The 26491-nt window shown below is 66.4% G+C and carries 21 protein-coding genes and 1 pseudogene; 14 read left to right on the top strand and 8 right to left on the bottom strand.

The window, feature by feature from the left end; genetic code table 11:
* The 6 genes and pseudogenes from NA11_RS45755 to gatB all read left to right on the top strand — a co-directional run.
* Positions 1 to 1379: pseudogene (locus tag NA11_RS45755) on the top strand (hypothetical protein); the annotation flags it as partial.
* Between the two features lie 61 nt (positions 1380 to 1440).
* The gene (locus tag NA11_RS22305; protein ID WP_245746046.1) at positions 1441 to 2259 is read left to right on the top strand and encodes a serine hydrolase; all 819 of its coding nucleotides are present in this window, start codon (positions 1441 to 1443) and stop codon (positions 2257 to 2259) included.
* A gap of 117 nt (positions 2260 to 2376) precedes the next feature.
* Complete coding sequence (locus NA11_RS22300; protein WP_069163896.1) at positions 2377 to 4047, top strand: serine/threonine-protein kinase; 1671 nt, start codon at positions 2377 to 2379, stop codon at positions 4045 to 4047.
* Positions 4048 to 4118: 71 nt separating this feature from the next.
* Positions 4119 to 5153: an ATP-dependent 6-phosphofructokinase gene (locus NA11_RS22295; protein ID WP_069163913.1), complete on the top strand. Its 1035-nt coding sequence runs from the start codon at positions 4119 to 4121 to the stop codon at positions 5151 to 5153.
* Between the two features lie 88 nt (positions 5154 to 5241).
* On the top strand, positions 5242 to 6621 hold the full coding sequence (locus tag NA11_RS22290) for an alpha/beta hydrolase family protein (RefSeq protein ID WP_069163895.1): 1380 nt from the start codon (positions 5242 to 5244) through the stop codon (positions 6619 to 6621).
* Positions 6622 to 6672: 51 nt separating this feature from the next.
* Positions 6673 to 8178 (top strand): Asp-tRNA(Asn)/Glu-tRNA(Gln) amidotransferase subunit GatB, encoded by a 1506-nt coding sequence (gene gatB / locus NA11_RS22285; RefSeq protein ID WP_069163894.1) that lies wholly within the window; start codon positions 6673 to 6675, stop codon positions 8176 to 8178.
* 84 nt (positions 8179 to 8262) lie between these two features.
* Here gatB and NA11_RS22280 read toward each other — a convergent pair whose 3' ends face one another.
* Positions 8263 to 9363 (bottom strand): PQQ-dependent sugar dehydrogenase, encoded by a 1101-nt coding sequence (locus NA11_RS22280; RefSeq protein ID WP_069163893.1) that lies wholly within the window; start codon positions 9361 to 9363, stop codon positions 8263 to 8265.
* Positions 9364 to 9558: 195 nt separating this feature from the next.
* On the opposite strand from NA11_RS22280, the gene NA11_RS22275 reads away from it, so the two are divergent.
* Complete coding sequence (locus NA11_RS22275) at positions 9559 to 10422, top strand: DoxX family protein (RefSeq protein WP_084654941.1); 864 nt, start codon at positions 9559 to 9561, stop codon at positions 10420 to 10422.
* A 199-nt stretch (positions 10423 to 10621) separates the two neighbouring features.
* Here NA11_RS22275 and ilvD read toward each other — a convergent pair whose 3' ends face one another.
* Together ilvD and NA11_RS22265 are read right to left on the bottom strand one after the other, a co-directional pair.
* Complete coding sequence (ilvD, locus tag NA11_RS22270; protein WP_069163892.1) at positions 10622 to 12463, bottom strand: dihydroxy-acid dehydratase; 1842 nt, start codon at positions 12461 to 12463, stop codon at positions 10622 to 10624.
* 220 nt (positions 12464 to 12683) lie between these two features.
* Entirely contained in the window at positions 12684 to 13175 is a 492-nt protein-coding gene (locus tag NA11_RS22265) for a PH domain-containing protein (RefSeq protein WP_245746044.1), read from the bottom strand.
* A 430-nt stretch (positions 13176 to 13605) separates the two neighbouring features.
* Between NA11_RS22265 and NA11_RS22260 the strand changes: the two genes are divergently transcribed.
* The 3 genes from NA11_RS22260 to ilvC all read left to right on the top strand — a co-directional run bounded on the left by NA11_RS22260 (position 13606) and on the right by ilvC (position 17116).
* Positions 13606 to 15537: an acetolactate synthase large subunit gene (locus NA11_RS22260; protein WP_069163890.1), complete on the top strand. Its 1932-nt coding sequence runs from the start codon at positions 13606 to 13608 to the stop codon at positions 15535 to 15537.
* Positions 15534 to 16037: an acetolactate synthase small subunit gene (gene ilvN, locus NA11_RS22255; protein ID WP_069163889.1), complete on the top strand. Its 504-nt coding sequence runs from the start codon at positions 15534 to 15536 to the stop codon at positions 16035 to 16037. Before NA11_RS22260 ends, ilvN begins: the two co-directional genes overlap by 4 nt.
* 77 nt (positions 16038 to 16114) lie before the next feature.
* Positions 16115 to 17116 carry a ketol-acid reductoisomerase gene (gene ilvC / locus NA11_RS22250; RefSeq protein WP_174567710.1) on the top strand — a complete coding sequence of 334 codons (1002 nt, stop codon included), beginning with the start codon at positions 16115 to 16117 and terminating at the stop codon, positions 17114 to 17116.
* Positions 17117 to 17209: 93 nt separating this feature from the next.
* On the opposite strand, the gene NA11_RS22245 is transcribed toward ilvC, so the two are convergent.
* From NA11_RS22245 to NA11_RS22230, 4 genes are all read right to left on the bottom strand, one after another.
* The gene (locus tag NA11_RS22245; RefSeq protein ID WP_141717763.1) at positions 17210 to 17566 is read right to left on the bottom strand and encodes a hypothetical protein; all 357 of its coding nucleotides are present in this window, start codon (positions 17564 to 17566) and stop codon (positions 17210 to 17212) included.
* Between the two features lie 326 nt (positions 17567 to 17892).
* The gene (locus NA11_RS22240) at positions 17893 to 19107 is read right to left on the bottom strand and encodes a cation:proton antiporter (RefSeq protein ID WP_069163886.1); all 1215 of its coding nucleotides are present in this window, start codon (positions 19105 to 19107) and stop codon (positions 17893 to 17895) included.
* A 15-nt stretch (positions 19108 to 19122) separates the two neighbouring features.
* On the bottom strand, positions 19123 to 20133 hold the full coding sequence (locus NA11_RS22235) for a zinc-binding dehydrogenase (protein WP_069163885.1): 1011 nt from the start codon (positions 20131 to 20133) through the stop codon (positions 19123 to 19125).
* A gap of 172 nt (positions 20134 to 20305) precedes the next feature.
* Complete coding sequence (locus NA11_RS22230) at positions 20306 to 20725, bottom strand: PPOX class F420-dependent oxidoreductase (RefSeq protein ID WP_069163884.1); 420 nt, start codon at positions 20723 to 20725, stop codon at positions 20306 to 20308.
* Positions 20726 to 20797: 72 nt separating this feature from the next.
* Here NA11_RS22230 and NA11_RS22225 point away from each other — a divergent pair, with 72 nt between their 5' ends.
* Positions 20798 to 21685 carry an AAA family ATPase gene (locus tag NA11_RS22225; protein ID WP_069163883.1) on the top strand — a complete coding sequence of 296 codons (888 nt, stop codon included), beginning with the start codon at positions 20798 to 20800 and terminating at the stop codon, positions 21683 to 21685.
* Between the two features lie 88 nt (positions 21686 to 21773).
* Entirely contained in the window at positions 21774 to 23174 is a 1401-nt protein-coding gene (locus NA11_RS22220) for a vWA domain-containing protein (protein WP_069163882.1), read from the top strand.
* 100 nt (positions 23175 to 23274) lie between these two features.
* Here the strand turns inward: NA11_RS22220 and NA11_RS22215 are convergent, their stop codons facing one another.
* Positions 23275 to 24594 (bottom strand): DNA cytosine methyltransferase, encoded by a 1320-nt coding sequence (locus NA11_RS22215; RefSeq protein WP_069163881.1) that lies wholly within the window; start codon positions 24592 to 24594, stop codon positions 23275 to 23277.
* Between the two features lie 205 nt (positions 24595 to 24799).
* Here NA11_RS22215 and NA11_RS22210 point away from each other — a divergent pair, with 205 nt between their 5' ends.
* The gene (locus tag NA11_RS22210) at positions 24800 to 25297 is read left to right on the top strand and encodes a very short patch repair endonuclease (protein ID WP_069163880.1); all 498 of its coding nucleotides are present in this window, start codon (positions 24800 to 24802) and stop codon (positions 25295 to 25297) included.
* A 227-nt stretch (positions 25298 to 25524) separates the two neighbouring features.
* Positions 25525 to 26469 carry a NaeI family type II restriction endonuclease gene (locus NA11_RS44005; protein ID WP_084654937.1) on the top strand — a complete coding sequence of 315 codons (945 nt, stop codon included), beginning with the start codon at positions 25525 to 25527 and terminating at the stop codon, positions 26467 to 26469.
* The last annotated feature ends 22 nt before the right edge of the window (positions 26470 to 26491 follow it).

Below are 26491 nucleotides of genomic sequence, written 5' to 3'. Positions count from 1 at the left end.
CGCAGCAGGCCAAGCCCGCGCCCCCGCCGCCGCCGACCGGACCGATGCTCGTGGTCCGCGCGCCCGAGCCGTCGCCGGAGTCGACGGGGGAGATCTCCGCGGTGATCCGGCTCAACGGGCCGACGGTGGTGTCCGCGACCGAAACCCAGTTCATGCCGCTGACCTCGGAGCACGAGGTGGTGCAGCCGTTGGCCCCGCCGCCGCGGTGGACGCCGGATCAGGCGTTGCCGCCGATGCGGCCGTTCCCCGACGCGCATCTGTACTCGGATCAAGAGTCGCAAGGCTATTCGGAGCAGCCGGAGGCACCGGCCTATCCTGCTCCGGCACCGTATTCGAATCAGCCTGGTGCGCAGGGGTACCCGGACGCGCAGGGGTACCCGCACGGCGCGCAGGCCTACTCGGAGCAGCCGGAAACCCAGGCCTACGCCGACCCGCAGGCTTACTCGGAACATCCAGGGGCGCAGGCGTACTCGAACGACCAGTCGTACGTCGACGGCCCGGCTTATTCAGACCCGCAGCAGTACGCGACGCGGCGCTTCCCGGATGGACCCGCGGCACCGCCGCAAGCCGACGACTATCCGCCCGATCACTCGGCCACTCAGGTCTATTCGGCCCCCGGTGGCTACTCGCCGCCGGACGCCTCGGCGAATCCGACCGAATTCCTCGGCCCCGCCGCGTATTCCGCGCAGGGCGGCCATGCGCGCGCCGATCATCCGCGGCAGAGCAACTACGCCAGCCAGCGCGACTATCAGGATCAGGGCTACGCGCAGGAGCAGGGTTACCAGGATCAGGGCTACGCGGACGACGACTACTACTACGACGACCCCGACGATCCGTACGCGCCGACCGCCGACCGGTCGAGCAAGACCCGCTCGATCGTGCTGCCGCTGCTCGCCGCGGTGGCGATGATCGTGGTGATCGGCGTGGTCGGCGCCATCGGCTGGCAGGTGTTCAGCTCGCGCAACGTCGCGCCGACGGCGGATCGCCAGTCCGCCGCGCCGCCGCTGCCCGCGAGCCCGCAGGCCGCGCCGCCGCCGGCCACTGCGTCCGCGTCGTCGACGACGCCGCCGGTCACCTCCACTCCGGGTAAGCCGAAGCCAGTCACCTTGCCCGCAGGCGCGAAGGCCTGCGGCCAGGGCGATGCGGTACCCGGTGCTTTCACCCAGTCCGCCACCGGCTCGGCCGCGACGAGTTGTGCGTTCGCCGAGGAAGTTCGGCGCGCGTACGCCGCGGTGAGCACGGCGGGTTCGCGGGAAACGCCGCGCTCGGTGGTGGCGACCAGTCCGGTCACCGGCCGGTCCTACACGATGAATTGCGCCAGCGAAGGGCAGCTCGTCACGTGCAGTGGCGGCGATAACGCGGTGGTTTATGTTTATTGATCGAATCCGTCCGGCTCGTGTCCGAAAAGCAATGGGCTGTGCGGCGTTAGCGGTATTTCTGGTGGCCGGGTGCGGCACCGGTACGGACAAGTCCGACGAGGAACAGACCAGCATCACCCAGGCCGCGTCGCACGCGGATCAAAAGGGCCTGTCCATCACCGTGCCGGGCACCCTGGCGGCGAGCGTGGTCGAGTTGCAGGCCGCTGCCCGTGGACATTTCGGCATGGCGATCATGCCGGTCGGCGGCGACCAGGCGATCACGTTCGGCGACTGGACCACCGGCCCGGCCTGGTCGACCATGAAGGTGCCGTTGACGATTGCCGCGCTGCGCCGCAATCCCGGCACCTCGACCTATGCCGCGCAGGCCGCGATCACCGCCTCTGACAATGTCGCCGCCGACACGCTCTGGCAATCGCTCGGCAGCAATCAAGAGGCCGCCCAGGCCGTGCAGGAGGTGCTGCGCGAGGGTGGCGACACCAAGACCACCGTGCCCGCCACCAGGGCGCGGCCCGAGCATTCGGCCTTCGGCCAGGCGGAGTGGTCACTGGCCGAACAGGTTCGGTTCGCCTCGCGGCTGCCGTGCCTGCCGCAGTCCGGGCCTGTCGTCAACCTGATGGAAGAGGTCCAGCCGAGCCAGCGCTGGGGGCTCGGGGTGTTCTCCGGCGCCGAATTCAAGGGTGGCTGGGGCCCGGACGCCTCCGGTAAGTACCTGGTTCGCCAGTTCGGGTTGCTCTCGACGCCGAACGGACAGATCGCGGTCGCCTTTGCCGCGCAGGCGGACTCCGGTGCGTTCTCCGAAGGCATGACACTGCTGGACAAGCTGGCCGGTGCTATTTCCCAGCACCTCGGCGAGCTCGCTGGCGGCAAGTGTCCGGCCTGATCCAGCACACTGGACCGGGTAACGACTACCCCTGAAATTCCCGACATATCGCATGTAGGTCGCCGGGCCTACCGCTGCGGTGTGCCGGGGTCGCGCACGTGAGGTGGAGGTATCGGGGTGAACGGACCGCCGACGAGGATCGGGACTCGATTCGGTCGCTACCAGCTGCGCTCGCTGCTGGGCCGGGGCGGTATGGGCGAGGTCTACGAGGCATACGACACGGAGAAGGACCGGGTGGTCGCGGTCAAGCTGTTGCCGACCCATCTGGCCAAAGATCCGATGTTCCAACAGCGGTTCCGCCACGAGTCGCAGGCGGCCGCTCGGCTGGCCGAGCCGCACGTCATCCCGATCCACGACTGGGGCGAGATCGACGGCGTGCTCTACATCGACATGCGGCTGGTGCGCGGGCACGACCTGCGCTCGGTGCTGCGCGGGGCCGGGCCGCTGAGCCCGCTGCGCGCCATCGGCATCATCGAGCAGATCGCCGCCGCGCTGGATGCCGCGCACGCCGAAGGGCTGGTGCACCGCGACGTCAAGCCCGCCAACATCCTGGTCACCGCGTCGGATTTCGCGTACTTGGCCGACTTCGGCATCGCCAGGTCGACCAGGGACACCGAGGTGACCGGCACCGGTGCCGCCGCCGTCGGTTCCTACAGCTACATCGCGCCGGAACGGTTCGAGCACGGCCCGGTCACCGGCACCGCGGACGTCTATTCGCTAGCCTGCGTCCTCTACGAATGCCTCACCGGCATGCAACCTTTCCCGGCCAACGCGATGAGTGTGCTGATCCACTCGCATCTTTCGATGCCGCCGCCGCGACCGAGCGCCAAGCGCGCAGGCGTGCCCGCCGCGCTGGACGAGGTGGTCGTGCGCGGCATGGCGAAGGAACCCACCGCGCGTTACGCGACCGCGGGCGGGCTCGCCTCGGCCGCGCGTTCGGCCCTCACCGGGCGCGCCGTCGTCGCGGTGACCGAGTTGCCGACCGATCAGATGATGCGGCCGAAAGCGCCGCCCACCATTGTGTTTCCGGCGCTCGGGCCGGATCGGCTCAGCCCGAATGCGCTCCCGACCGACGCGGTGCCTCGGCAATCGAAGTCGGAACCGGTGCGGCGGGAGCCCCATCGGGTCGGTGCCGACGCGATGGTGACCGGGCAGGTCGGGTCGGGTCCGAGTGTTGGCGGCAGCAGCCATCCCGGCCCCGTCCGCGAGACCACCGGTGGCGGCGTGCGCGAGGAATCGCACCCCGGTGCCGTCCCACCACGCGGCAGCGGCCGAGTCCTGCCGCCGGGGGAGTCGAGCCGCGCCGTGGACGAGCAGGCCGATGGGCGCAAAACCACTCAGCGCGAGTCTGCTCCCGCGGCGCCCGCGACCGCGTCAGCTCGTCCCAAACGACAGGGCAGGCGATTTCTGATGGCCGGTGCCGTCGTCCTGGTCGCGCTCGCGGCGGGTGTCGGGTGGACGATGCGGGATCAACTGCGTGATCAATTCAGCAGCAGCGGCCCCGCCCCGACGACGCTTGCACCGGTGCCGCCCAACGCGGTCGGATGCGAGATCAAATACCCACCGGTCGGTCGCTTCGTGTACTCCGCGATCGGCAACTCAGCCACCACATGTGGGTTCGCCGAGGAGGTCCGAAAGTCCTACGGCCAAGAACCCGAAGCCGACGGCACCCGCAAGGTCGACGCCGTCAGTCCGAGAACACAGCAGACCTACACCTTGGACTGCACCACCCGCGACGGTCTCGTCACCTGCCACGGCGGAGAGAACGCGCTGGTCTACATCTATTGAGCCATCGAGTTCACCCGGGCTTTCCGGGGGTGGGACTGCCGCGCGATGTCCGAAAGGGCAAGATAGCGGCCATGCGCATCGGAGTGTTGACCGGAGGCGGCGACTGCCCAGGGCTGAACGCGGTGATCCGTGCCGTCGTTCGCACCGCGAACGGCCGCTACGGCGACGCGATCGTCGGATTCGAGGACGGTTGGCGTGGTCTGTTGGAGGATCGCAAGATTCAGATCCACAACGACGACCGCACCGACCGGCTGCTCACCAAGGGCGGCACCATCCTCGGCACCGCACGCACCAATCCCGATGTGCTGCGCGCCGGACTCGGCCGGATCAAACGGACGCTGGACGACAACGGCATCGACGCGCTGATCCCGATCGGCGGCGAGGGCACGCTCACCGCGGCCAGCTGGCTGTCCGACGAAGGGGTTCCGGTCGTCGGCGTGCCGAAGACCATCGACAACGACATCGACTGCACCGACGTCACTTTCGGCCATGACACGGCGCTGAGCATCGCCAGCGAGGCGATCGACCGGCTGCACACCACCGCGGAATCGCATCAGCGCGTCATGCTGGTCGAGGTGATGGGCCGCCACGCAGGCTGGATCGCGGTGAACGCGGGCATGGCGGCGGGTGCGCACCTCACCCTGGTGCCCGAGGTGCCCTTCGACGTGGACGCGGTGTGCGCGTTGATCAAGCGCCGCTTCCAACGCGGCGACAAGCATTTCATCTGCGTAGTCGCCGAAGGTTCCCATCCCGCACCGGATTCCGGCTTCGCGCTGCGCGAAGGCGGCATCGACGAATTCGGCCACGAGCGCTTCACCGGCGTCGCCCAGCAACTCGGCGCCGAGATCGAACGCCGGATCGGCAAGGAGGTCCGCACCACGGTCCTCGGCCACGTCCAACGCGGCGGCAGCCCAACCCCTTACGACCGCGTCCTCGCCACCCGCTTCGGTCTGCACGCCGCCGAGGCGGTGCACGCAGGCCAGTTCGGCCAGATGGTCGCCTTGCACGGCGCCGCCATCAACCTCGTCCCGCTGTCCGAGGCCACCAAACAACTCAAGCGGGTCCCCGACGAGCGCTACCGCGAGGCAGAAGCCTTCTTCGGCTAGCCATCGGCTCGGAGAGGAAATCCGCACCGAGCCGGTACGTCTCGTTGACCAGACAGGTGTCCAATTGGTCGGCGGTACTGTTGATCTCATGCGCAGTCATCGGGTCGGAGCGCTGGCGTTGTTCGTCATCGCCGTGCTTGTCGCAGGATGCTCGTCGGATTCGAACCCGCCCGAGCCGACGACCGGGGATTGGCATGGGACGCTGGAGATTCCCGGGGAGCCACTCGAGATCGGGGTGACCTTCTCCGGCCAGGATGCGGGCACCATCGACATACCGTTGCAAGGGGTGAACGCGGCCCCGTTGAAGGACGTGCAGTCCAGCCGCAACGGGGTGTCCTTCGGGATTCCCGACGTGCCGGGTGCGGCGAAGTTCGACGGCCGCTACGACCAAGCCAGCGACCGGATCGCCGGCGACTTCGTCCAGAGCGGACAGACTTTCAAGGTCACGTTGCAGCGCGGCAAGGTCACCCCGCTGAACCGTCCGCAGGAACCGAAACCGCCGTTCCCGTACCAGTCCGAGGATGTCACCTACCGCAGCGGTGACCTCACCATCGCGGGCACGCTGACCAAACCCAGTGGCACCGGCCGCTTCCCCGCCGTGCTGCTGATCACCGGAAGCGGCCCGCAGAACCGCGACGAGGAACTGTTCGGCCACAAGCCTTTTCTGCTGATCGCGGACACGTTGACGCGGGCGGGTTACGCCGTGCTGCGCACCGACGACCGCGGCGTCGGCGGCACCGGCGGCAAGCTGGACGACGCGAACTACACCGACCTGGCCAACGACGCGGCGGCAGGCGTCGGCTTCCTGCGTGGTCGCCAGGATGTCGACCCGGCCCGGGTCGGCCTGTTCGGCCACAGCGAAGGCGGTTACCTTGCGCCACTGGTGGCTTCGCGGCCGGACAGCGGCGTCGCCTTCGCGATACTGATGGCAGGCCCTGGCGTGTCCGGCGCCGAGGTGATCGTCGAGCAGACCCGCGTGATCCTCACCGCGAACGGCGCACCTCCCGAAGAGGTGGAGAAACAGGTGCGTGACGCCGCCGAACTGTCGGCCCTGTTGACGGCGGGCGACCTGGCGGGTGCGAAGGTGTTGGCGCGCAAAGCGAACGAAGCCTTGCCGCCCGATGAGCGCAAACCGGACGCCGAAGTCGACGCGACGATCACGCCGTATCTCGCCGCGCTCACCGCCTACGATCCGGCGCCCGCGCTGTCGGCGCTGCGCATTCCGGTGCTCGCGTTCTTCGGCGGCAAGGACCTCCAGGTGCCGCCCGCGCAGAGCGAACAGCCGATGCGCGACCACCTCGCCGCCGACCCCGACGCCACCGTCCACGTCATCCCCGGCGTCAACCATTTGATGCAGCCCACCGACACCGGCAAGCCCGACGAATACGCCACCATCGAGACGACCATTTCCCCTGAGGTGCTCAGCTACGTCACGGGCTGGTTGGTCGCGCACATCCCGCCGAAGTAGGTGCTGACGCCCACTGCGGCGCCGATCGATGGCTTACATAGACTGTGCAGCATGAGTGCACCCACAGTCGACTTGATGGATTACTCCGATGTCATCGCCCGGTTCGAGCCGGTGCTCGGCATGGAGGTTCACGTCGAACTGTCCACCACAACCAAGATGTTCTGTGGCTGCCCGACCGAGTTCGGCGCGGACGCGAACACCCAGGTGTGCCCGGTGTGCCTCGGTCTGCCCGGCTCGCTGCCGGTGGTGAACGAGAAGGCCGTGGAATCGGCGATCCGCATCGGGCTCGCGCTGAACTGTTCGATCACCCCGTGGGGACGGTTCGCCCGCAAGAACTACTTCTACCCCGATCAGCCGAAGAACTACCAGATCAGCCAGTACGACGAGCCGATCGCCACCAACGGTCACCTCGATGTGCTGCTCGACGACGGCAGCACCTTCCGGGTGGAGATCGAGCGCGCGCACATGGAAGAGGACACCGGCAAGTCCACCCACGTCGGCGGCGCGACCGGTCGCATCCACGGTGCAAGCCATTCGCTGCTCGACTACAACCGCGCGGGCGTTCCGCTGGTCGAGATCGTCACCAAGCCGATCACCGGCGCGGGGGAGCGCGCGCCCGAGGTGGCCCGCGCGTACGTGACCGCGCTGCGTGAGGTGCTGCGGTCGCTCGACGTTTCCGACGTCAAGATGGAGCAGGGCTCGCTGCGCTGCGACGCCAACGTGTCGCTGATGCCGATCGGCGCCAAGGAGTTCGGGACGCGCACCGAGACCAAGAACGTCAACTCGCTCAAGAGCGTCGAGGTCGCCGTCCGGTTCGAGATGCGCCGCCAGGCCGCGGTGCTCGCCGACGGCGGCACCATCGTGCAGGAGACCCGCCACTTCCACGAGTCCGACGGCAGCACCTCGTCGGGCCGCATCAAGGAGACCTCCGAGGACTACCGCTACTTCCCCGAGCCCGATCTGGAACCCGTTGCGCCCGCGGCGGAATGGGTCGAGGAGCTGCGCGGCACCATTCCGGAGTACCCGTGGCTGCGCCGGGCCCGCATCCAGTCCGACTGGGGCCTGTCCGACGAGGTGATGCGCGACCTCGTCAACGCGGGCGCGCTCGATCTCATCATCGCGACCGTCGACGCGGGCGCCCCGGCCAACGAGGCGCGCTCCTGGTGGGTCGCCTTCCTCACCGAAAAGGCCAAGGAGCGCGAGGTTTCGCTGGCGGAGCTGCCGATCACGCCCGCTCAGGTGGCCGAGGTGATCAACCTGGTCGAGGCGAAGACGGTCAACAACAAGGTCGCCAAGCAGGTCGTCGAATTCGTGCTGGCAGGCGAGGGCAGCCCCGCCGCGATCGTCGAGGCCAAGGGCCTCGGCATGGTCAGCGACGACAGCGCCCTGCAGGCCGAAGTCGAAAAGGCGCTTGCGGCCAACCCCGACATCGCGGAGAAGATCCGCTCCGGCAAGGTGCAGGCCGCAGGCAAGATCGTCGGCGACGTCATGAAGGCAACCCGCGGGCAGGCCGACGCCGCCCGGGTCCGCGAACTGGTCATCGCCGCCTGCAGCTGAATTAGCCCTGCCGAGTAGCAGATTCGGTAGTCGCTAGGCACAGCAAAAGGGCCGACTCCGTGGAGTCGGCCCTTTGTGCGCGGCCTAGTCGGGGCCGCCGCCACCTGCCTGCGGCGGCGGGATGCGCACCACGCGATCGTCATTGGGTCCCGGCTGGCCGTCGGTCTTGTTGACGGTGGCCACCCAGATGCTGCCGTCCGGGCCTGCCGTCGCGCCGCCGAGCTGACCGTATTTGTCCTGCGCGGTCAGGGTCGGAGCCGAGGTGACGGCGTGCGTCTTCTCGTCGGCCGCGGCGATGGCCAGTGCCTTGGTTCTGGTCAAGGCGATCGCGACGCCGTCGGTCGCGGCGGCACAGCCCGCGACGCCCGGTCGATCGGGCCAGGTCCACGCGGTGGTCACCGAGCCGTCGCTGCCGAGGCGCTGCAGCCGATCCTCGACCGGGGTGCGGTCGGTGATCCAGATGCTGTCCCTGCTGTCCCGGCAGACATCACCGGCGATGCCGATGCCGGAGACGGCGACCTCCGCGGTCGCGCCCGGTGACGGGGAATTCACCCGCAGCAGCTTGCCCGCCAGCGAGGAGGCCGAGCTCGCGGCGCCTGGATCGCCTGCGTCGCCGGTGAGCACCAGCATCTGGTCGGCGGTGGCGAAGTCGATGGCGCCGTGATTTCCGGTGGGACCCTTCGGGATTCCGGTCAGAATCGCCTTCGGCGGGCCGCCCTGCGCGATCCGGACCACCCGGTTGTCGCTCGGCGTGGTGATGTAGGCGTACATCAGCCCGTCCTCGCGGAAGGTCGGCGAGAGCGCGATGTCGCTGAGTCCACCGTCGCCGGAACCGTCGACATCGATCCTGGTGATCTCGACGGGCGGCATTTCGGGCACCACCTTCATGATCCGTCCGGTGCGCCGCTCGGCGACCAGCGCGCCGTCGCCGACCGCGACCAGCCCGCCGGTCGTGTCCAGGCACGTCGCCACCACCGCCGGGTCGGGGTCGATGCACGGCCCGCTCGGTCTGGTCGTCGACGTCGGCGATTGGGACGGTTTCTTCGGGTCGATGTTCGCCCCACGCAGCGTCGGTTCCGGCGTGAACGGGCTCGACGCGGAATCGTCGAACCGCGCGCACCCACCGACCAGCACGGACCCGAGCAGCACGCTCGCAGCAACGCGACCAACGACAACCAACCTCATAGCACAGACGTTACGGAAATAGCTTCGCGTCCGCCCGTCCCGGGGGGCGCTAGTCGCCCGCTCGGCAAAATCCGGCGGCCCCACGCCGCAAGGTTTGCGGCCCGTTGGGGGGCCGCGCAGCATAGGGTATTGGCCGTGACCGAGAAGCCGAAAGACACAACCGAACCCTCGGCGGCGCAACGTTCGACGCCGACCATGGCCGAGCAGTCGGCGGTGTCGTCCACCGGTCGAGGTGTGAGCGAGCGTAGCGAGCGAACCGACAACACAGCGTCCACTGGTCGCGGCGCAGCCGAGCGCCAGCGAGGCGCAGCCGTGAGTAGCCCGTTCGATTCGCCGACCGAGCAGTTCCCCCGGCTCGGCAAGGACGTGCCGCGCACGGATGATGAACTCGGCCTCGATCCGGGGCCCGATGTGCCGTCCGTCGGCGCGGACACCCCGACGTATGCCTACGCCAGCATCCCGCCCGCCGCGAACGCGCCGAGCGATACCGGCCGGTTGCGCCGCCGCAACGGCGAGAGTCGGCGCGGCACACTGGATCTGGGTCTGTTCCTGCTGCGGCTGATCGTCGGCGGCACCTTCATCTACCACGGCCTGCAGAAGCTGACCGGCTGGTTCCACGGCCCCGGCCTCGACGGCACCCGCGACATGATGGACAACGGCGGCTGGGATCACCCCACCCTGTCGGCCATCCTGGTCACCGTCGGCGAACTCGGCGGCGGTGCCTTACTGGTCCTCGGCCTGGCCACGCCGTTGGCCGCCGGCGCGGTTCTCGCGGTCATCCTGGACGCGTGGGCATGGAAGCAGGGCATGATCCCCGGTTTCCAATACAACGCGGGCGTGAAGTCCGGCGTCGAGCTCGACAGCATCCTGGCCGGGGCCGCCGCCGTCATCATTCTCACCGGCCCTGGTCGTTTGGCGTTCGACCGCAACCGCGGCTGGGCGACTCGCCCGTTCGCCGGTTCGTTCGTCGTCCTGCTGCTTGCCGTAGCGGCGGCCGTCGGCGCCTACTGGTACCTGCACGGCGGCAACCCCTTTACGGGCATCGGCCCGTTCGACTAAACCTCAGTCCGAACCACGGCGCCTCTCGAATATCGAGGGGCGCCGTTCGTCTGTCGATCCCGGAACCAACAGCGCCGCAATCTCATCGGACGTTCGACGAGTGGCACCTCGCGGCCGTGTAGTTGAGGAGGGTTGGGCGACAACGACAACGGCGCCTCTCCTGGGAGAGGCGCCGTCGGTCAGATCAGGTCAGCGTGGTTTACGGCACGTGCCGGACTGCGCCCTTGTCGGCGGAGGTGGCAAGTGCGGCGTAGGCACGCAGCGCCGTGGTGACGGGCCGCTCACGGTTGACCGGCTGCCACGGGCGTTCGGCCGCTTCCATTTTGGCGCGGCGTTCGGCGAGGACCGCGTCGTCGACCAGCACCTCGAGCGCACGGGTGCTGACGTCGATGCGGATCTGATCACCGTTCTCGATCAGTCCGATGGTGCCGCCGCTGGCCGCCTCGGGCGAGATGTGGCCGATGGACAGGCCGGAGGTGCCGCCGGAGAAGCGACCGTCGGTGATCAGCGCGCACTGTTTTCCGAGGCCCGCGCCCTTCAGGAATGCGGTGGGGTGCAACATTTCCTGCATGCCTGGCCCACCCGCCGGGCCCTCGTAGCGGACGACGAGCACGTCGCCGGGCTTGATCTGCTTGTTGAGGATCGCCGACACGGCCTCCTCCTGCGATTCCACGACGAGCGCAGGCCCCTGGAAGGTGAACAGCTCCTCGTCGATGCCCGCCGTCTTGAGCACGGCGCCGTCGGGAGCGATGTTGCCGCGCAACACGACAAGCCCGCCCTCCGCGGTGTACGCGTGCTCGATATCGCGGATGCAGCCGCCCTCCGCGTCGGTGTCGAGCGAGGACCAGCGGTTCTCGGTGGAGAACGGCTCGACCGTGCGCACCCCGCCCGGCGCGGCGTGGAACAGCTCGATGGCTTCCTCGGAGGCCTTGCCGGAGCGGATATCCCAGGTGTCGAGCCACTCGTCGAAGCTGCGCGTGTGCACGGTGCTCACGTCGGTCTCCAGCAGACCGCCACGGCGCAGCTCGCCGAGGATGGCGGGGATGCCACCGGCCCGGTGCACGTCCTCCATGTGGTAATCGGAGTTCGGCGACACCTTCGACAGCGTCGGCACCCGGCGGCTGGTCTCCTCGATCGTGTGCAGATCGAAGTCGACCTCGCCCTCCTGCGCGGCGGCCAGGGTGTGCAGCACGGTGTTGGTCGAGCCGCCCATCGCGACGTCGAGCGCCATCGCGTTGCGGAAAGCCTTGGCGTTGGCGACATTCCGCGGCAGCACCGATGCATCGTCGTCGCGGTACCAGCGGTTGGCGATGTCGACGACCACGGTGCCTGCCCGCTCGAACAGCGCGCGCCGCGCCGCATGGGTGGCCAGCGTGGAACCGTTGCCTGGCAGGGCAAGTCCGAGCGCCTCGGTGAGGCAGTTCATCGAGTTCGCGGTGAACATGCCAGAACACGAACCGCACGTCGGGCAGGCGGATCGCTCGACCTCACTCAGACCCTCTTCGGAGACAGCCTGATTCGCGCTCGCCGAGATGGCGGTGATCAGGTCGGTCGGCGCCTGCGCGACACCGCCGACCACAACGGCCTTGCCTGCCTCCATCGGACCGCCGGACACGAACACCGTCGGGATGTTCAGTCGCATAGCGGCATTCAGCATGCCCGGGGTGATCTTGTCGCAGTTGGAGATGCACACCAGCGCGTCGGCGGTGTGCGCGTTCACCATGTATTCGACGGAGTCGGCGATGATCTCGCGCGACGGCAGCGAGTAGAGCATGCCGCCGTGGCCCATCGCGATGCCGTCGTCGACGGCGATGGTGTGGAATTCCCGTGGTACGCCGCCCGCGGCGCGCACCGCCTCGGCAACGATGTCGCCGACGTTCTTCAAGTGCACGTGGCCGGGCACGAACTGGGTGTAGGAGTTCGAGATGGCGACGATCGGCTTGCCGAAGTCGGAGTCCGTCATGCCGGTGGCGCGCCAGAGTGCGCGGGCGCCTGCGGCATTGCGGCCGATGGTGGTGGTGCGTGAACGAAGCGGTGGCATTGATGGTCCTAAGTCTGGTCGCGGGGGGCTGAGGTGCGACTGTCAGTCCGTGGTGCTCGGGTGTCGCCGCGAGTGGTGGTCGTCGACGCAGACGGTGTCGCCGGAGGTGCCGGACCGTCGGGCCCGCGGGGGAGCGCATCGGATTCGGTTGTCCGACACGTCACCGCATGAGCCGACAACATCCTACCGTCGGCAATTGTTCCGTTTGCTGGCGCGTGCGCTACTCCGCGCTGCCCTTTTCGCCGTTGTCCGCGGTATCGGTGGCACCGTCGTCGGTCGCCTCGCGCTGTTGTGCGGTGTCTTGGGCCGCAGTCTCGTCCTTCTTGGCGCTCGCCGGTTTGTCCTGTGCGGGCACCGCATACGGATCCGGAATGCGCCCGTGCGACGCCGCCGCTAAATCGCGCACCCGGTCATAACTCACCGCCGGCAATTTCACCTCGGTCCCGTCGATCAGATCGGCGCGCACGTATCCACGCTTCGGGATACGGACCCCCTTCAACTGAGACCAGTCCAGATGCCGCGACCCGAACATCGTCCGCAAATCCAATCCGCTCTCGGAGACCGTCGTCTGCGTCCGCCACACCCACACACCGACCAGTACGGGAATCAGCAGCAACCACCACAGCCCGGCGGGCCAGCCGACGAACGCGAAGAACACGCACATCAGAAGGACGAACACGCCTAGGAAGGCCAGGCGTGGGATGCGGATCACACGGGGGGCCGACACGCTACCCGTGTCCGATCCCGCGGTGGCGGTATGGGACGATTTAGCCGGTGGCACGGACTGATGCGGTGATGACACACCACCATCCTCGCATCCTGGTGAACGGACACAAGCAACCGCACTGTCCCACATAATGGGACGCCACGAGTCAGCTGTTTGACTCATCGGTTCACGCCCGCTTAACGTCATGCGCGTGAATCGAAACGAGCTTCTCGTAATCGGCCGGCGCGTCCAGCGTTGAGCCTGACTATCTGAGTCGAATACGTCAGCTCGCGTTGCGACGCGCCACCCTCGAACAGCCATGGCTGTCGGGGGCTTTTTTGTGTTCGGACGAAATGTCCGGCATGGCACGTCGCAAGGACACCGCATGCCAGACACAAATCCGGGGTCAGAACGACAAGCAGTGAGGAACAAGACGGTGAGTGCACCTACCGCACGGCCCGGGCCATCGGCCCGTAGGCCAGCGCCCTCGGCGAATCAGCCGAGCACGCAGGCCGGCAGTTCGACGACAGCGGCCAACCGCCGCCAGGTCCCGCCCGAGCGGGTCACCGGCGCGCAGTCGGTCGTCCGTTCGCTCGAAGAGCTCGGCGTCGACACGGTATTCGGCATTCCCGGCGGCGCGATTCTCCCGGTCTACGACCCGCTGTTCGACTCGACCAAGGTCCGCCACGTGCTGGTCCGCCACGAGCAGGGCGCCGGTCACGCGGCGACCGGCTATGCCCAGGCCACCGGCAAGGTCGGCGTCTGCATGGCGACCTCGGGGCCGGGCGCGACCAACCTGGTGACCCCGATCGCGGACGCGCAGATGGACTCGGTGCCGATCGTCGCGATCACCGGCCAGGTCGGCCGCGGCCTGATCGGCACGGACGCCTTCCAGGAAGCCGACATCTCCGGCATCACCATGCCGATCACCAAGCACAACTTCCTCATCACCGAGGGCATCGACATCCCGCGCATCATCGCCGAGGCCTTCTACCTGGCCGCCAGCGGTCGCCCCGGCGCCGTGCTCGTCGACATCCCGAAGGACGTGCTGCAGATGCAGACGACCTTCAGCTGGCCGCCGGAGATGCGGCTGCCCGGCTACCGTCCGGTGACCAAGCCGCACGGCAAGCAGGTGCGTGAAGCAGCGCGGATGATCTTGGAGAGCAAGTCGCCGGTGCTCTATGTCGGCGGCGGCGTGATCAAGGCCGACGCCTCGCCCGAGCTGCTCGAACTGGCCGAGCTGACCGGCATCCCCGTCGTCACCACGCTGATGGCGCGCGGTGCGTTCCCGGACAGTCACCAGCTCAACATGGGCATGCCAGGCATGCACGGCACCGTCGGAGCCGTTGCGGCACTGCAGCGTTCGGACCTGCTGATCACCCTCGGCGCCCGCTTCGACGACCGGGTCACCGGCCAGCTCGACTCGTTCGCACCCGACGCCAGGGTGATCCACGCCGATATCGACCCGGCCGAGATCGGCAAGAACCGGCACGCGGACGTCCCGATCGTCGGCGACTGCCGCGAGGTCATCATCGAGCTGATCGAGACGCTGAAGGCCGACCCGGCCATCAAGTCGCCGCTGCTCGACCTCACCGAATGGTGGAAGTACCTGGACGGTGTCCGCAAGAGCTATCCGCTCGGCTGGACCGCGCCCAAGGACGGTTCGCTCTCGCCCGAGTTCGTCATCGAGGCGCTCGGCCGGCTGGCCGGACCCGACGCGATCTACTGTGCCGGCGTCGGCCAGCACCAGATGTGGGCCGCGCAGTTCATCAAGTACGAAAAGCCGCGCACCTGGCTGAATTCCGGCGGCCTCGGCACCATGGGCTACGCCGTCCCCGCCGCGATGGGCGCCAAGATGGGTGCGCCGGACAAAGAGGTGTGGGCGGTCGACGGTGACGGCTGCTTCCAGATGACCAACCAGGAACTGGCCACCTGTGCCGTCGAAGGCGTGCCGATCAAGGTCGCGCTGATCAACAACGGCAACCTCGGCATGGTCCGCCAGTGGCAGACCCTGTTCTACGAGGAGCGCTACTCCAACACCGATCTCGGCACGCACACCCTGCGCATCCCCGACTTCGTGAAGCTCGCGGAAGCCCTTGGCTGCCACGGCATCCGGGTCGAGCGCGAGGAGGACGTGGAGGCCGCGATCCGCGAGGCGCAGTCCATCGACAACCGTCCCGTGGTGATCGACTTCATCGTCGGCAAGGACGCTCAGGTGTGGCCGATGGTCGCCGCGGGCACCAGCAACGACGAGATCATGGCCGCCCACGGCATCCGCCCGCTGTTCGACGACGACGAGGCGGCTTCCGAGCCCGCGGTCATCCACGAGGCGATGGTGCACGACAAGAGCAAGGGGTCCGACCAGTGAGCACAACCCACACCCTGAGTGTGCTTGTCGAGGACAAGCCGGGCGTGCTGGCACGGGTCGCGGCGCTGTTCTCCCGCCGCGGCTTCAACATCGAATCGCTCGCGGTCGGCGGCACCGAGATCCCCGAGATCTCCCGGATGACCATCGTCGTCACCGTCGAGGACCTGCCGCTCGAGCAGGTCACCAAGCAGCTCAACAAGCTGATCAACGTCATCAAGATCGTCGAGCAGGACTCCGACACCTCGGTGGCCCGCGAACTGATCCTGGTCAAGGTCCGCGCCGACGCCAGCGTGCGGACCCAGGTGATCGAGGCGGTTACGCTCTTCCGGGCGAAAGTGATCGACGTCTCCCCGGACGCGCTCACCGTCGAGGCGACCGGAACCCGGTCCAAGCTCGACGCGCTGCTGCGCATGCTGGAACCGTACGGAATCCGGGAGATCGTGCAGTCCGGTGTCGTCGCGGTCGGCCGCGGGCCCAAGTCGATCACGGCGACTCGCTGAATCGCGTAATCGCTTCCAACTAAACAACTTTGACCTAAGCACAGTATCCAGAAGGGAACCAACCAGTGGCAGTCGAGATGTTCTATGACGACGACGCCGACCTGTCGATCATCCAGGGCCGCAAGGTCGCGGTGATCGGCTACGGCAGCCAGGGCCACGCGCACTCGCTGAGCCTGCGCGACTCCGGCGTCGAGGTCAGGGTCGGCCTCGCTGAGGGTTCGAAGTCGCGGCCGAAGGCAGAAGAGGCGGGCCTGACCGTCGGTACGCCCGCCGAGGTTTCGGCGTGGGCCGACGTGATCATGGTGCTCGCGCCCGACACCGCGCAGGCGTCGATCTTCACCAACGACATCGAGCCCAACCTGAAGGACGGCGACGCGCTGTTCTTCGGCCACGGCCTCAACATCCACTTCGGTCTGATCAAGGCGCCCGCCTTCATCACCGTCGCGATGGTCGCGCCGAAGGGCCCCGGCCACCTGGTGCGCCGTCAGTTCGTCGACGGCAAGGGTGTTCCCGCCCTGATCGCCGTCGACCAGGACCCGAAGGGTGAGGGCCAGGCGCTGGCGCTGTCCTACGCCAAGGCGATCGGTGGCGCGCGGGCAGGCGTCATCAAGACCACCTTCAAGGAAGAGACCGAGACCGACCTGTTCGGCGAGCAGGCCGTGCTCTGTGGTGGCACCGAAGAGCTGGTCAAGACCGGTTTCGAGGTCATGGTCGAGGCAGGCTACGCGCCCGAGATGGCGTACTTCGAGGTGCTGCACGAGCTCAAGCTCATCGTCGACCTGATGTACGAGGGTGGCATCGCCCGGATGAACTACTCGGTCTCCGACACCGCCGAATTCGGTGGCTACCTGTCGGGCCCGCGGGTCATCGACGCCGACACCAAGAAGCGCATGCAGGACATCCTCAAGGACATCCAGGACGGCTCCTTCGTCAAGCGCCTCGTCGCCAACGTCGAAGGCGGCAACAAGGAGCTCGAGGCCCTGCGCAAGGCCAACGCCGAGCACCCCATCGAGGTCACCGGCGCCAAGCTCCGCGGCCTGATGAGCTGGGTCGACCGCCCCATCACCGAAACTGCCTGAGTTTCATACAGACTGCGGCCCGGCACCTTTCGGTGCCGGGCCGCAGTCGTGCCGGAGTAGCCCGACACCTGGAAAGTGCCGGGCCGTCAGGTTTTAGCTGCTGCCGAACAGCCCACTCGGCCGGTCGTGGCGGAACCGCCAGAACGGGTCGTCGTAGCGGCGATCGAACGAGTCGTCGTCGCAGTACCAGTCCCGGAACAAGAAGTCGTCGCAGTCGCGATCGTGGTTCGGGCGGTGGTGATTCGGCCGGTCATGGTTCGGCCGGTCGCGGTTGCGGCGGTCGTGGTTCGGCCGGTCGCTGACATCGGTGACGCCAGGAATGCCGAGGTTCGTGTCCGCCGAGGCGGGAATGGCCAACGCCGTCAAGGGCATAACGACGATCGCACCCGCGACGGCCGCTCGGGCCAGCACGCGGCGTGCAGTCGTGGACTTGGGTGTGGAGAACAACATGGATCCTTTCACTCTGCGGTGAACAGTTCGTTCACCATCCCCCGCTGCGGTCCGCTCACGGTGTGGCGCACAGCGATCGCCTGCGACACCCGCGAACAGGTCGGGATCGTTCGTGTCGCCGCCGCCTCGCGAAGCGCCCCCGGCAAACCCTGCGGAGCACGACCACACGGCTCCACCCTCGCGCATTTCGCCCGAAACGTCACGGGCGCTATCCCCACCGCCGAAAATTTCACTCTCGGGTACTAGGGGTACACCCCGAGCCGTGACGAGTGGCACACCACGGAGAGGTCTTCTCGCACTTTGCCGCAGCCAGGTGCCACTCGTGGTCAGGCAGGTTTTTGTGCGCCCTCGCGCGTGCGTTTGCGGTCGTGCCAGTCCACTACGAGGGGTGCGCCGACGCCGTGGAGGACGACGCTGCCGACGACGACGACCAGGGTGGTGCCGATGACGAGGTAGGCGTCATTTTCCTGCTGAAGTTTGTTGAATGCGATGAGCGCGAACACGATCGACGCCACGCCGCGCGGACCGAACAAACCGAGTAGCAGCCGTTCGTGCCGCGTGAAGTTCGAGCCGAGCATCGAGATCGCCACCGGAATGCTGCGAACCAGCGTCAGTGCGAGCAGCCCATACAGCAGGACCTGCCAGCTGAGCCACGACAAGCTCGCCGCAGCGACATTGCCGACCGCGAACCACATGGCCAGGCTGCAGAATTCGGTGACGTCCTCGGTCAGTTCCAGCGGCTCACCGGGAACCTCCCGCCGCATTTCGCGGTAGGCGACGCCGGCGAGGAACGCCGCGACGAAACCGTTGCCGTCGAGCCAGACCGCAAGACTGAAGGTCAGTACCGGTACTGCCAGCGTTCCGATGCGGACGGCGCGACCGTCCGTCCACCCCTTGCTGACCGCCAGGTACATGAAGTATCCGGCGGCCGCGCCGATCGGTACGCCGACGAGCACCGATTTCAACACGGCAGGCACCGCCTGCCCGAGCGCATGCATGGCCTGATCCGAGCGTGCGCTGGTCTCCGCGGCCGCCAACGCGAACAGGAAGATCGGTGCCACCAGCCCGTCGTTGAACCCGCTTTCCACATTGAGCGCATGCCGAACCCGTTCGGGCACACGGGGATCCCGGACCAGCGTCTGGGTGGGCACCAGATCGATCGGCACTACGATGCAGGCGATCACCAGGATCAACGGCCACGGACTGCCCGGCAGCAGCACGCCGCCGAGCAGCACCGCCGCAACCAAACTCAACGGGAAGGCGAGGAACAACAGCCGCATGACGCCGGTCTTGCGCTCGGCCAAGCCATTCCGGACCTCGGTGGCGTCGCTGAACAGGAACAGAGCGAGCAAGAACTCGACGATCCGCAGCGCCGCATCGGTGTTGATCGCCGCGGCCAGCCAGTGATCGCTGGTCCAGCCGATCAGCATGCCGACCACCACCATCGCGAGCGGTGCGGTCACCTTCCAGCGGACCATCGACTTCGACAGGCACGACCACACCAGGATGACGGTCATGGTCGCGGCGATCGCGATAAGCATGAGTGGTCCGATCCCTCAGGGGCGCAAGATGAGTCGGATCGGATCGCCCTCCTTGCGGACGAGTCTGTCGACCACCTCGGCCGCCTCGGCCAACGGGAACGTCCCGCTGATCGAGCGCGAAAGGTCGAGGCGGCCACCCTCGGTCAGCCGCACCAGCTCGGGGACGTGCGTGACTTCGGAACCGTAGTGGCCGCGAATCTGTTGCTGGGCAACCACGAACGGCGCGCTCTGCGTGACGGTCAGCGGTGCGTTGACGATGCCGACGAGAACCAGCCTGCCCTGGTAGGCCAGCACGCGGACCACTTGCTCGCGTACGGCAGGCACACCGGCGAAGTCGAACGCGACGGCGATGCCTTTGCCCTCGGTGGCCGCGCGGATCTTTTTCCGCAGCTCGGGGTCGGCGGCGTCGAGCACCAGGTCGGCGCCGAACTCGGCGGCGCGGGCGCGGGCGGCGGCATTCGGGTCGACCGCGATGATCGGGTAGGCGCCGACCGTGCGCAGCAACTGCACCGCGTGCGCGCCGAGCCCGCCGACACCCCACACGCCGACCGCCTGTGCGGGCTTGACCTCGCCGGTGACCGTGATCGCGGCCCACGGCGTCGAGACCGCGTCCGGGATGATCGCCGCCTGCTCGAACGACAAGCTGTCCGGTATCCGGAGCACGGTGCCCGCGGTCGCCAGCGCGTATTCGGCCCAGCCGCCGTCGTAGTCGACGCCCCGGGTGTAGATCACGCCGTCGCGTTCCTCGCCCGCTTGGAGCACGACCCGGTCGCCGACGGCGAGACCGGCGACGTCGGTGCCCAGTTCAGCGACCGTTCCCGCGACCTCGTGGCCGAGCGTGACGGTGTCGCCCTGCAGGAGGCTCGGCTGGATGCTGCCGTCGATGAGGTGCACGTCGGACAGGCACACCCCGGCCGCCTCGACCTTGATCAGGACCTCACCCTGGCCGGGGACCGGCTTGGGGACCTGCGCCATGGACAGGGTGTGCGACGGGATATGCAGGCGAGCGGCGAGCATCGTTTCCATGTGAGTCCTCCGCGGTGCTCGAGGTCGGTGTCGAAGCCGTGCGGGTCGGGCTTCCCAGGCACGTTATCAGCAAGCCTTCGGCGTACTCGGGATGGAAACTCGCCGTATGCGGTCGTGTGCGGCGAAACACTGGCGGTGGTCTGTCGCTCTGAATCGTGCCGCAGCCTGCTCGCTAATCCACCTTGCGTGACCCGCCTTCGATGTTGTCCGGGTCGATGTGCCAGCTCTTCACCCAGCGCGGGTGGATGCGAAGGATGTCGCGGGAGAACCACTCCGGCGCGACCGGCGGTACGTCGACGGTCAACGTCTCCACCACGCCGCGGATCTCGATGCCACGACCCCAGCCCGGCTTCAGTGCCCCCGGCTCGTCCGGCGTCATGTCATCGATGAGCAGGCTGACCTTCGGGTTGCCGAGGATGTTCCGATAGCGTTGCGTCGCAGTGTGATTCGGCCCGCCGATATCGATCGTGTCGTCGTCGTTGAGACGGAAGCCGAGCGGAACGACTTGTGGCCCGCCCACAGCCGAAACAGTGGCCAGTCTGGCGAGTCGCTGGCCGGCGAGATAGGTGCGTTCGACGTCGGTGAAGATCATGCCTCGACCGTAGAACCTCGAGTGCGGTTCAGATCAAGCCCGCGATCTCGCGTGGTCCTAGACTGTCTACTGATGAGTAAGTTCTTCGGCTCCGTCGACGAGGTGGCCCGGCGGCTCACCGATGCCGGCTACCTCCCGTCCACCGACATCGCCACCGCCGTGTACCTCGCAGGTCACCTCGGCAAGCCCCTCCTGATCGAGGGGCCAGCAGGCGTCGGCAAGACCGAGCTGGCCAAGGCCGTCGCCGCCGCGGCCACCGCCGACCTCATTCGCCTGCAGTGCTACGAGGGCATCGACGAGGCACGCGCCCTCTACGAGTGGAACCACGCCAAACAACTGCTCCGCATCACCACCGAGCGCGAAGGCTGGAACGACACCCGCGACCACGTCTTCACCGAGGAATTCCTCCTGGAGCGCCCGCTGCTCGCCGCCATCCGCAACCCGAACCCCACCGTGCTGCTCATCGACGAACTCGACAAGGCCGACGTCGAACTCGAAGGTCTGCTGCTCGAGGTGCTCGGCGACTATCAGGTGAGCATTCCCGAACTCGGCACCATCACCGCGGTCCGCAAGCCGTTCGTCCTCGTCACCTCCAATGCCAACCGTGAGCTGTCCGAGGCATTGAAGCGCCGCTGCCTGTACCTCCACATCGACTATCCGACAGCCGAATTGGAACGGGCCATCGTTCGCATGAAGGTGCCGGAGCTCGATGAAGCGTTGGGTGAACCGGTGGTCAGGGTCGTCGGCGCGTTACGTGAACTCTCGCTGCGCAAATCGCCGTCCATCGCCGAAACCGTTGACTGGGCAAAGACTTTGGTTGCGCTCGGGACGCGCAACCTTTCCAACAGCGTTATCCGCTCCACCCTCGGTGTGCTTTTGAAATACCAAGCCGACCACCGTATTGCGGCCGAACGGTTGGGGTTGTCGGAGTCGCCGAACGATGAAGGTACGGCGAGATGAGTACGGGTCGGCTCGCTTCTGCCGCGGCACAAGCCGGCAGCATCTCGGCCGCATCCTCTAGCAGGAGCGTCGATGAGCAGGCCACATCATGACCCCGCCGTCGCAACCGCCCGAGGCGATGACCGACCGCCTCGTCGAGTTCGTCACGCTGCTTCGCGATCACGGCATCACCGCTGGCCCCAGCGAAACCATCGACGCCGCGGAAGCCATGCTCGCGCTCGGGCTTTCCGATCGAAATCGCCTGCGCTCCGGCATGGCCGCCTGCCTCTTGCGCCGAAACGGTCAACGCGCCGTCTTCGACCAACTCTTCGACCTCTACTTCCTGACCACAGAGCAGCCGCAAGCCGCGACCCCGGCAACCCCGGAATCCATTGAGTCGCTTCGCGATCGCCTGGCGGACGCACTCTCCGCGGACGACCCCGGCGCCACCGCCGACCTCGCCCGCCAAGCCCTGACCGAGCTCGGCGCATACGGGGGAGCAGGCTCCGGCCAATCGACCACCCCCGTCACCACCGCCTCCGGCGCAGGCTGGTCCTCCTACCTGACTCTGAAAACCCTTCGCCCAGAAGACCTCATCGACCGCATCGTCGCAGGCATGCGCCCCACCGGCGAACTCGATGCCACCGTCAACACCATCGAAGCCAACCGCCGCCTCGCGGGCTTCCGCACCGCCCTGCAAACCGAAGCCCGCCTCCGCTCCGCCCAACTCCGCGGCACCGAATACATCGCCCGCCGAGGCGTCCAATCCAGCACCGACCAGGTCGACTTCCTGGGCGCCCGCGAACAAGACCTAGCCGAAATGCGCCGCCTAGTACACCCTTTGGCCCGCAAACTAGCCACCCGCCTAGCCGCCCGCCGCCGCAAATCCGTCCGCGGCCACATCGACATGCGCCGCACCCTCCGCCGCTCCATGGCCACCGGCGGCGTCCCCATCGACCCCGTCCTCCGCTCCCGCAAACACGGCCGCCCCGACCTGGTAGTCCTAGCCGACCTCTCCGGCTCGGTAGCGGGCTTCGCCGAATTCACCCTCCAACTGATCCAAGCCCTCCAAGACCAATTCACCAAGGTCCGCGGCTTCGGCTTCGTCGACACCTGCGACGAAATCACCGACTTCTTCACCCCCGGCGAACCCCCCGCCCCCGGCACCGCCGCCCGAATAGTCCGCGACACCAACGTAGCCCGCTACGGCAGCTCCAACTACGGCGAATCCCTCCAAGGTTTCACCGACACCTACCTAGACGCCATCGGCCCCCGCACCTCCCTCCTCATCCTCGGCGACGCCCGCACCAACCGCACCGCCCCCAACCTCCCTGCCCTCCAATCAATGTGCGCCCGAGCCAAACACGCCTACTGGCTCAACCCAGAACCCTCCCCCTCCTGGACCACCGGCGACTCCGCCGCCACCGTCTACGCCGACCACATCACCATGCACGAATGCCGCAACGTCAAACAGTTGACCGAGGTAATCTCCCGCCTCCTCCCCACATGATGTGGATTCAGCCAATACTTCGTCCCGCAAGGGGATGTGAACGGCTTTCGGGGAGTTGAACCCACAGCTACGAGCCTTTTGGTGCAGTTGCTCCAGCGGATCAACTCACAGCAGTCGCCTCTTCTGTACCCCATAGCGAATATTGATTTTGCGTATTGCTGACAGCAGCAGGCACTTTCTTCACTCGACGCTTTGGTTGGGCCGGATCCGCAGCCTTGCGGTCACGACTGCGCGTCTCTGTTCCGAGTGACTCCATACCTTTCCGGTCACGCTCTTTTGCTGCCTTCAGCACGTCGATGATCGACTCGCCCACTGCCTTCGCTACTGGTGGCGGGAACGCGTTGCCCACCTGGCGGTACTGCGCCGTCTTTCCGCCGTAGAAGTCCCATTCGAGCGGGAAGCCTTGAATGATAGCGGCCTGACGGACGGTGAGCATTGGTCCATCGGGGCCGAAGAGATCCCGACCTTCGCTCTGCTTCTCAGCACAGGTCTTGATGTCGTTGGCGACGCCCATACCTGAGACACCCAGCTGCTTCCACGCGGTTTTTGCTCTACTCGGTCCTAGATCGGCGCCGCCATGCTTCTTTGATCCACCCACGAGTGTGGGCGCGATACCTCCGCCCTTGCCCTTGAGCTCAGCATCGCGATCGTGAGCCTTCTTGCGCCACTGTTCGAAAGCTGCGTGAGCTCGCTCCGAGTGAACCCCGTCGAAGTAGGGTTCGAAGCGCTCACGCATCGACGGTTCAAGGCTTTCCAGAACGCTGACAGGGTTCTTGTGTGTTGCCACAGGCCATTTGTATTCGAGGCCTTCGATCACTTCTTTGCGAAATGCGACCAGGATGGCACGAGGCCTCAGTTGCGGCACACCGAAGTTGGCCGCCTCCAAGATGTCCCATTTGCATACCTTGTAGTCGAGGCGTTCGAGCTCCTTCTCGATCCAGCCGCGGTAGTCCGAGAACTTCGGATCCATGAGACCCCGGACGTTCTCGATCATTACTGCGCGCGGCTCAAGGATCTTGACCAGTTCCAACATTCGAGGGAACAGGTCGCGCTCATCGTGTTTACCGAGCTGCTTTCCTGCGTGCGAGAACGGCGGGCATGGCACGCCGCCGGCCAGCAGATCCAGCCCACGCTGTCGTAGTAACGCAGAGCTCTTGGTCATGACCTTGGCGTTATAGGGATCGAAGTCGTTGACGTCGGCACCGAGGATGTCGCAGTGCTCTCTCTCCCACGCCCACAGCCGGTGGTCTTTGATGTTGAGTCCGAGGGTCTTGACTGCATATTGGTCGATTTCGACCAGCGCCAAATGACCGAATCCTGCCTGGTGCAGGCCGACTGCCTGCCCGCCGGCGCCGGCGCAGATCTCGATCGATGTGAACTCGGGCTGCTTCGTCGCCCTCTTCGATGTACCCCGAGTCATGTCCTCGACCCATCACCGCGCAACAACACGCTCACCATATGATCCGCCATCTCTTCGCCTGTGAGGCTCCGTTTCCTCGCCCAACTCTCTATGACGCGAAGGTCGGTCACGCTGATGCCTTTCGGTACGGAGGGCAAGGTCGAGTGGTGGTGTGTGCGGGAGTATCTTTCCGTACTACACCCGCCTGCCTCGAACTGGGACAGATGTGACTGAGGGACGATCGGACGACGCCAGAAGTAGAGCTCACGAACGTGGCCTCTATCCTGCTCCTCTCAACGAGGGGCGCTCCCGCAACATGCGAGCCAACCGCCGAACCGGCACCAAACCGGAGATTGTGCTGCGGAGTGCACTGCACCGGCTGGGCTACAGGTATCGCAAGGACTTCAGACTCGACCTCGGCTCGATGAAGGTCCGACCTGACATCGTCTTCACTGCCCGCAAGGTGGCGGTCTTCGTGGACGGCTGCTTCTGGCATGTCTGTCCGGAGCACGGCCGTCAGCCTACGACTAACGAATGGTATTGGGCGCCAAAGCTTCGCAGGAACATCGAACGCGATCGCGCCGCGGATGTTGCGTTGGTTGAGGCGGGTTGGCGCGTGGTCCGTCTGTGGGAGCACGAACCCCTCGATGCCGCAATCGGCACAGTGGTGAGAGTCCTCGAGGACAGAACCGAACATGTGAGCGATCCTATTGGACGACCCTGACATGGCGCCGCCGACGCTCCGATTTCGACTGAAGTGCCTGGACGCACACCTGAAGGTTGCTGCTCCCGAACATCGTTAGCGTACCAACGGCAGCTTGTAGCACGACGAACCACGCTTCTGCCCATCCACCGAACGGCAGAGCTCCATCAGGGCGGCCGATAGCCATTGCCATGTCCGATATGCGAGCTATGCTTCGACGACACATCCGGATGCTGGGGAGACATACGATGTCAAGCAGTCAACTGCCGCTCGAATATGCGGGCGAAGATCACGACGCGGAGCTCGACGCCGTTCAATTCGAGCTGTACCGGCTTGATCCGACCGGTGACAGGATCGCCAGGGTCCTTCGGGACACGCTGGATCAACTGTACGACGGTCAGCGGACGGGGCGATGGAACTTCTCGCAGCTTTTCAAGACAGAGAAGACGCATATGGGGACGTTGGTTGAGATCAATCTGCAGCGTGAATTTGAATTCGAAGATGGCGATGCCACCGATTATAGAATTGCGGGAATTGAAGTTGACTGCAAGTACTCGATGAAGTACGGCGGGTGGACCTTGCCGCCCGAAGTAGTCGGTCATATTGCGTTGTTAATCACGGCAGATGATGATCGCGCAACCTGGCATGCGGGACTGGTGAGAGTCAAGGAATCGTACCTCAATCTAGGGCGAAACCGTGATGCTAAGACGACACTTTCCTCGGTAGGTCGAGTGCAAGTGCGTGAGCTGTGGCCGGATGTCAGGTTCTTGGCGCCGAACATCTATATTGAGCTGGATGAGATCACACGAAACCGTATATTCTCGGCTCGGGCGCGATTCGGCAACAGGCATGGTCAGGCCCGCACTAATGAATTGTTTCGATCGGTCCATGGAAGGATTATCAGACGAGCAGAAGTTGCGACAGTGGCGCAACAGGACGATTTTATGAAACGCGCTCGATCAAATGGTGGATCGCGAACTGCTTTGCAATCCGATGGAATCGTTATACTCGGGCACAAAGAACGGAAAGTAGCTGCACAGTTGGGTTTGCCGGTTCCGCGTAATGGGGAGTTTGTTGCGGCTCGTGTGATACCGGCTCGGGCTGATAGAAACGATCCTGTGTCTGAGATCGCCGGTACGATGTGGTCCGTAGCTCGACCCGGCGACCCCACGGTCGCTGCGCCTCCGATGTAATGTGGCTGGTACTGGGCAGGAA

This window comes from Nocardia altamirensis NBRC 108246 (assembly GCF_001612685.1).
In the GTDB taxonomy this organism is placed as follows: Bacteria; Actinomycetota; Actinomycetes; order Mycobacteriales; family Mycobacteriaceae; genus Nocardia; species Nocardia altamirensis.
Note: the sequence above shows the minus strand (reverse complement) of the source record. Positions and strands in the feature narration are given on the sequence as shown.